The sequence below is a fragment of the Streptomyces spongiae genome (assembly GCF_009377185.1).
Taxonomy (GTDB): Bacteria; Actinomycetota; Actinomycetes; order Streptomycetales; family Streptomycetaceae; genus Streptomyces; species Streptomyces spongiae.
Window position 1 is genome coordinate 1 of sequence record NZ_VJZC01000508.1, and the last position, 7,257, is coordinate 7,257.

Consider the following 7,257-nt stretch of genomic DNA (forward strand, 5'->3'; position numbering starts at 1 on the left):
CTCCAGGCGCCCGCCCCCCAGCGCCCCCGGCCCGGGCAGCGGGTGTGACTGCGGCTGGGCGGGAGGCGTTTCGGCTTTCGGCGTGCGGGCGACTCTGCCCGGAAGACCTCCGGTCTTCGGCTCCGCCGCCGTACGTGGCCCTCCGTTCTCCTCCAGGTCGTCCGCGTGGCCCGGCTTCCCGGCCGGCTCGGGTGTCCCGGGCCGGGCCGGGGTCCTGGGCGGGGGCGCCGGCGGCGCGAAGCGGATGGTGCGGAGGCCGTGTCGTGCGGCCAGGCGGCGTAGTTCGCCGCCGCCGTCGAGGGGGACACCGTGGACATGTAAGGTCGCGCGTTCGCGCAGGTCGGGCGCCAGGGCGCCCAGCAGGTTCGACAGCGCGGGCCACAGTGAGGCGTCCAGCCGCTCACCCGGGACGCCGACCTCGACGAGCGGGCCGGCCGCACTCACCTGACGGGCCGAGTGGGACAGAGGAGGGCCGCCACGCGAGCCGACCCACAAACCCGCCCTGGTGACCGTCACCTGCCACTGGTCGGACAGGCCGACCACGGCCTCCTCCGGCCGGGTGGAGCCCGGCAGCGGCGAGGTCCAGCGGAGCAGACGGGGAGCCGGAGGCCGTTCGGCACCCCGGGCCGGCAGGCACATGACGGCGTCCACGAAGGGCAGCCACTGGGGCGTACCGTCGGCCCCGACCATTACGGACCTCACGGAGTACGTCCCCAGCGGGCGACCCGCGGCGATGAGCGGCAGCCCCGTCATCAGCTCCACCTCGGCACCCAGCCGGTCGGACACCGACTGGGCCAGGGACAGCAGGTCACGCCGACCGCCCGGCACGAGCCGTACGGCGGACCTGGCAGCCTCCGGGAGCGCGGTGAGCACGTCGGCTACCTCCTCCGCCGCGACGTCCTCGCCGTACGGAACGCCGACCACCACCGCCGGCCGCCGGGGATCGACCGGCACGGAGTGGTACAGGTCCCCCGCCCGGGTCGCGGCGGCCTCGGCGGGCCGCACCAGCAGCCCGGCCGGGATCTGTTCCACCACGCATCCGCCGTCCGTGCCCGCGGGCACCCTGTTCAGCGCGGTCTGCCACGGTGGCGCAGGGCTGCGAGGCCCCTGCGGCTCCGGCTTCGCCCCCGGGGCGAACCGCCACCAGCCCCCGTCGGCTCCCGGCCCCACGGGGACGGCGGGCACGAAGAGCGAACCGCCCGGCACGAGGAGGGGCGGCCCGTCGGGGGCCCGCACCTCCAGCCCCCAGGCGTCCGCGATGCGCCGCGCCGTGGCGGGCCGTTCCTCGCGGTCGTGACCGGCGCCGGCCATGACCAGGCGCACGCTCTCGGTGCCCGAGTCACGCAGGGAGTCGAGCAGTTCGCTCAGCCGGGGCCAGAAGGCGTCGGCCGCCGCGCTCTCGGTGCCCGCGATCACCGTCACGGTCCCGTCGTCCGAGCGCTGGCCGCGGGCCAGGTCGGCGATGTCGGACGGGCTCAGTGTGTCGTCCGAGGGGGAACGGAGCAGCAGCAGGCCCTCGTAGTCCTCGACGAGGATCGCCTCGGTCGCTCCCTCGTCACGGGGCTCCGCGCCGGCCCGCTCGCGCCCCGTCGAGGGCGAGGGTCTGCCACCGCGACGCCGGCCGAAGGCGCCACCCCAGCGGCTCACTTCCGGCTCCCGGCCGACCGCTTCGATCCGCTGCCCGGCATTCCGGGTCGGTTCGGGTTCTCGCTCATGTGCCCTTCGGTCACCAGACGGGGGTCGGCCAAGGCCGAGGCCGAGACTCTACGGACTGAAGATGGAGAGGGGGTGACCGGGAGATCAACCAACATCGTCTCCGGATGCATCGTCAACTTCCTTGTGCTGAAGGCAGTTTCGCACTGCGCGCTCACGACGGATCAGCCCGGGTCGAGGCGGCGGCCGGGTAGTGGACACCGTCGACGTACGCCAGCACGACGACGGGCCCGGTCGCGGGTCCGAACGTCCGTACGACACCGCCCGGTTCGACGATGGTGAGCCTGATGCCGAGTTCCTCCGCGACCAGTACGGCGGCGGTCTCGGTGAGGTGCCCGCCGCCGGGGCCCTGGTGCAACAGCCGGTAGCGCTGCGGCAGGGTGAGCCTGATGTCGGCGGCCGTCATCGACTGCCCGGTGAGCACCGCGAAGGTGTTCTGGGCCTGGCCGAGGTCGGGCGTGATCCCGGCGGCGGTGAGTTCGGCGACGGACGGTTCCGGCCGGCCGCCCAGCCAGTCGGGTCCGGCGAGCAGGGGGGCCTTGTCCGCCGCGTCGGGGGCGCCGAGCCGGTGCTCGGCCCAGAGGTGCAGCGCGGCGGGGCCGTCCGGACCCGCCAGGGCGGCGGCCAGGCGGTTCTCCGACACCAGGTGCGGCGCGCCGTCCCGCAGGGCGCGCACCAGCGCCTCGGCGAACCTGTCGCCGTCGCCGGGCACGTCGTGCACCCGGAGCGGGACACCGCCGAGGGCGAGGCCGGTGACCTCGCCGTTCGCCGGCCGGGACCCCTGCCCGCGCGCGGCCTGGACGGACGCCTCGTTCCACAGCTGCCACCGGTGGTAGCGCCAGACCTCCGGCAGCCGCGGAAGAATCTGGGTGACGATGTCGTCGTACAGCTGCCGGGCACCACGGTTGTACGTGTCCGGCGAGGTCGCGAAGACCCCGTCCAGCCACACCAGGGTCGCCTCGATCTGTTCGTCCCTCGGATACCGCCGTATGGCGTCCCGCACCGCCTCGTACTTCCGCCGTACGTGACGGATCCGGTCCACGTGGAACGCGTGCTCACCCTGGCCCTCGGGACGCTCCGGCAGCTCCAGTTCCTCGCGGATCGTGCCCAGGTCGTCGTAGCTGAAGCCACGTTCCTCGCCGTAGACCTCGACGGGCTTGGGCCACCGCCACCAGGCGCCGGGGGCCGGGGGCTCGTACTGCCCCTCCTGGGGCCCATCCTTGTCGAACCGCTTGGCGTACCTGCCCGACGCGGTGGGCGGTTCCGACACCAGGACGCGCTCGTACCCGGGCGCCATGCCCCCCGCGGAGGTGAATCCGCCACCGGTGTCGTGCCATGCCCTCATACGGGAGGCTCCGCTCGCCCCCGACTCCTCCAGGTAGCGGACCTCGTGACCGATCAGCGCGACGGCCTCCAGGTTCCCGGAACGGAAGCCGAGATGCTGCAGACCGTGGTGGCGGTCGAGGTAGTCGTAGAGCCGGAACTGGCCGTTGCGGGTGTCACCGCCCCACGCGGCCAGCTTCGGGTCGGCGGCCTGCCCCTGTCCCGCGACCTGTCCCTGACCGGCGACCTGTCCCTGAGCGGCGGCCTGTCCCTGACCCTGACCGGCCTGCCCCTGACCGGTGGGCTTCCAGAAGCCGGTGACCTCGTGGATCGTGTCGATGCCCAGTTCGTCGCGCATCTCCGCCACGAGCCGGCCCCATTTGCCCTGGTCGTCCGGGTCTCCCGTGATGATCACCGCGTCGTACTCCCCGGCCACGTCCCGCAGGATCTGACGGACCCCCTGGAAGCTGGTGTCGTGCTCCATCCGTCCGCGCAGTTCGGCCCACTGCGCGGCCTTGCCGCTGAAACGGGACCACAGCACCAGGACCTTCCCGTCGGACGGCGGGAGCTGGATTCCCCGATCCGCCAGCCAGGCAGCGATCTCCCGGTCGTGGTGCTGCCCCAGTCCCCAGTTGGCGCGCAGATCGTCCCGCAGTTCCTCCGAGAAGACCTCCGCGACGTAGTCGGTGCCGGCCGTGACGGTCCACAGACGTCCCTCCTCGGCCATCTCCCGGTAGGTCTGGTCGATTCCCCAGTCCTCCCGGGCGATACGGGCGGCCTCACGGTTCAGCTCCGGCCAGACGGTCCGGGTGTCCATCGCCGGGACGTCCACGAAGTGGATACGACCGGGGTCGATCCCGGTGCGGACGTAGAAGTCGGCGATGGCCCGCGACTTGTCCTTGACGGGCTCGTGGCCGGGAGTGCCGGGTGCCGGTCCGCGGGCGATGAGAACGTGCAGGTTCGGATTGTGGATCAGCGAGGCCGAGATGCCGAACTGGTCGCCGGACGCGTATCCGGGCTGCATGATCATCATGTTCTCCTCGGCGCGGGCTTCCGCCGAAGGGGCCGACGGCGATACGTCCACGTCCATGTCGGAGCCGGAGTCCGGCTCGGACTCGGACTCCGACTCGGAGATGTCCATGTCCGAGCCCGAGTCGGGACCGTTGGCCCCCGGACGGTTCCCCGACCGCCGGAGCGGCGACGCCCCGTACCGCGGGTCGACCCCGCCATCGAGCACCGCGTGCTGCGTCGAGGACGACTCCCGGAAGCGGCCGAGCACTCCCGCGTCGACCTCACCCGTGGCATCCACGACCAGGGCCCGCGCCTCCACCGGCGCGAACTCCGGCTCACCCGGCAGCAGACGCACCCCGTCCTGCGACATGTCCACCCACACCGGACCGGCGTCCACCTCGCCCGGCGCGTAACGCGGGTAGTACACCGCGAGGGCGTGCCCCGGCCCGGAGGTGCTGCGGGTCAGGACGAGAGCCATGCTGCCGGGGCCCTTCGCGGCCAGGGCGTCCGTCACCGCGTCCCAGGAGCCCACCCGGGTGAAGTCGGCGCCGAGCCCGAGTCGGTCCGTGACACGCCCCGTACCCACGGCCTCGTCACCCAGCGCCCTGCCCGACCGCGCGCCACCGCCCGGCCGCCCGGGGAAGCGACGGTTCCGGACCCCCTCGACCAGTGCCACACACAACCGCAGGTCCGCCGCTTCCCCGGGTCCGGGCACCTCCTCGAAGCCGCCCATGACCTCGCCGTGCACCTCGTGCGCGACCCCGGCCAGCTCCTGCGGCGTCCACACCTCGCCCGGCGGCCCGGAGAAGCCGAGGTACGTCCCGATGACACCGAGGTCCAGCGGCGCGAAGCCGCGCTGTGAGCGGTCGTTCTTGATGCCGAACTCGGCGAGCGCCTCGGTCTTGCGTTGTGCGCGGGACGCCTCGTCCGGTCCGTCCAGGTCGCTCCACCACGGGACCGGAGCCTCGTTCCCCGTCACGGCGGCGTTGGCGACCACCCACTGCCCGGCGAGGGTCGGCACCTTGTTCAAGGTGATCCGCTGGTAGCCGATGGCCGGAGCGTGCCAGGTCTGCATCCGCTTGGCCTGGCGGTTCCCGGTCTCCTCCAGATAGCGGACCTGGTGCCCGATGAGGGCGTACGCCTCCAGGTTGCCGCTGCGGAACCCCAGGTGCTTGAGGTCGCCGCCGAAGTCCAGGTGCTTGAGGTCGCCGTCGGAGGCCAGTGCGAGGTGGTCGAAGACCTGGAGCTGGTCCTCGCGCGTCCCGTCGGGGAACGACTGCCGCCAGTCGTCGTCGTTCCAGAACTCCGTGAGGTCGTGCACGTTGTCGTAACTGTCGGCCAGTCGCCGCAGGGCTCCGTTGCGGGCGCTGTCGCCCGCGATGATCACGTTCGTGGTGGGCGGCAGCCGGTCGATGATCTGGCGCAGCCCCTCGGTGCTGCTGTCGTGCTGCGGATGCGCCTCGCCCTCCTGCCGGCTGCCCAGCCGTGACCACAGGACCACGTGAGGGCCGCTCTCCGGCACTCCACGGGACGCGAGGAAGCGCCGCACGTCCTCGGTACGGGGGGAGTCCAGGCCCCAGGCGGCACGCAGTTCGGCCCGCTCGCGTCCCTTGCCGCGCCACAGGTTCGCCACCTCGCTCGTGGCGTACGCCGTCGGCTTCTGCAGCCGCGCGCTGCGCAGCCCGGGAGGCACCGGGGGGATCGTGTCGGTGTAGGAGAGTGCCTGGTAGCCGTTGGCGACCTGGGTGTACGTGCTGTGCGGTTCGTCGGTGTGGAGGACGTGGACACGCTCCTCCTGGGCCCGCAGTTCGGCGTCCCGCCGGGCGGTGAGCCGGGCCAACTCGGCCGCGCGTTCCGCCCGCGACAGGCCGGTGTCCGCCTCGAGTCGCGCCACCGCGTCGTCGTACCGCGCGTGCACCGGGGCCGTGAGGGTCCTGCGGATGAAGGGGCCGACCTGGTCGGAGTGGCGCGGGCCCGTGAGCACGCCGAGATGCAGGCGCGGGTTGAGCGTGAGGGCGGTCGCGATGGCGAACATGTCGCCGCTGAAGTTGCCCGCCGTCAGGATCAGCGCGCGGAACGGGCCGGGACCGACCCGGAAGACGTCGGCGAGGTCCACGAGGGCATCGCGCAGGCGTGGGGCGTCCTCCGGTGTGGCGCCGAAGGCCTGCCACTGTGCCGACAGCCCCTCGCGGGCGGCCTTGCTGCCGATCAGCCCGCCCAGCACCTGGCTGAACTGCGCGGTCAGGTCACTCCGACCCCCGGTCGGGGGCCCGGCGGCGTACTCGGCGCCGCGCCGCCTCACCAGTTCCTCGGCGAGCGTCGCCTCCAGGCCCGGGTTCGCGCCCAGCGTCCACACCAGGTCGAACAGGGCCGCGGCCCGCTGCTGTTGGTTCGTGGCGACGGCCAGCGCGTACGCCGTGTCGACCGCGGAGTCGACGACCGACGGGACCGTGTGGTCCTGGACCTCCGCCGTGTCGCCGTGGATGCCGCCGTCGGGGCCGACGGTGACGTCGACGCCGTCGATGGTGCCGCTGAGCGCGCGCGGGTCCCGGGCGCCGGCTCGCAGCACGTTCGGCGGGGAGCCGGCCGGGCTCGGGAAGTGCCGGGCCAGCGCCTGGTTGACGGCGTCCTCGTACTCCCGCACGGACGGGGTGTCGAGCCGGAAGCCCAGGTCCTCGATCGGGCGCGGGCTGCCGAAGCGCAGACCGACCTGGGCGCCGCCCGTGAGCACGACGGGGCCCTCGACGATGTCCTCCAGGAGCGATCCGACCTTCCGGCCCACCTCCAGCGTCCGCTGGTTGGCCGCGGGCGTGACCCCGGGCTCGAACAAGGGCCCTTGCACACCGGCCGGCTCGGGCGGGGCGGTCGAGGACGAGGCCGCCGACTGGGCCGACTCGACGCGTATCTCACGGCTCACGGTGACGGGACCGTCGTCGCCCTGGAAGGTGAACAGCACCTTCTGCCTCTTGCCTCCGGCCATGACCTTGACCTTCGGCTTGGGCACGGCGACCTCACCCGCCCGGCCGTCGGCGCCGATCCGCTCCAGGACGAGGGGCATCACGTCGGCGGCCGTCGCCGTGGTGCCGTCGATCGTGACGGTGAGCGTCCGGTCGGCGGGCCAGCGCCGCTCCAGGTCCCTGACGGTGTCGCGCGTCGCGGTGAGTCCGATCGGGGCCTGGGAGGGCGGGTGCGCCGGCCGCAGGTGAGCGG

The 7,257-nt window shown here is 73.3% G+C and carries 1 protein-coding gene and 1 pseudogene; both read right to left on the bottom strand.

From position 1 onward, the window contains the following. Window positions 1-1,647 (bottom strand): annotated as a pseudogene (locus FNH08_RS39840) (hypothetical protein); the annotation flags it as partial. 220 nt (window positions 1,648-1,867) lie between these two features. Further along, a partial coding sequence (locus tag FNH08_RS51195) for a toxin glutamine deamidase domain-containing protein (RefSeq protein ID WP_194238785.1) occupies window positions 1,868-7,257 on the bottom strand: 5,390 nt, incomplete at its 5' end.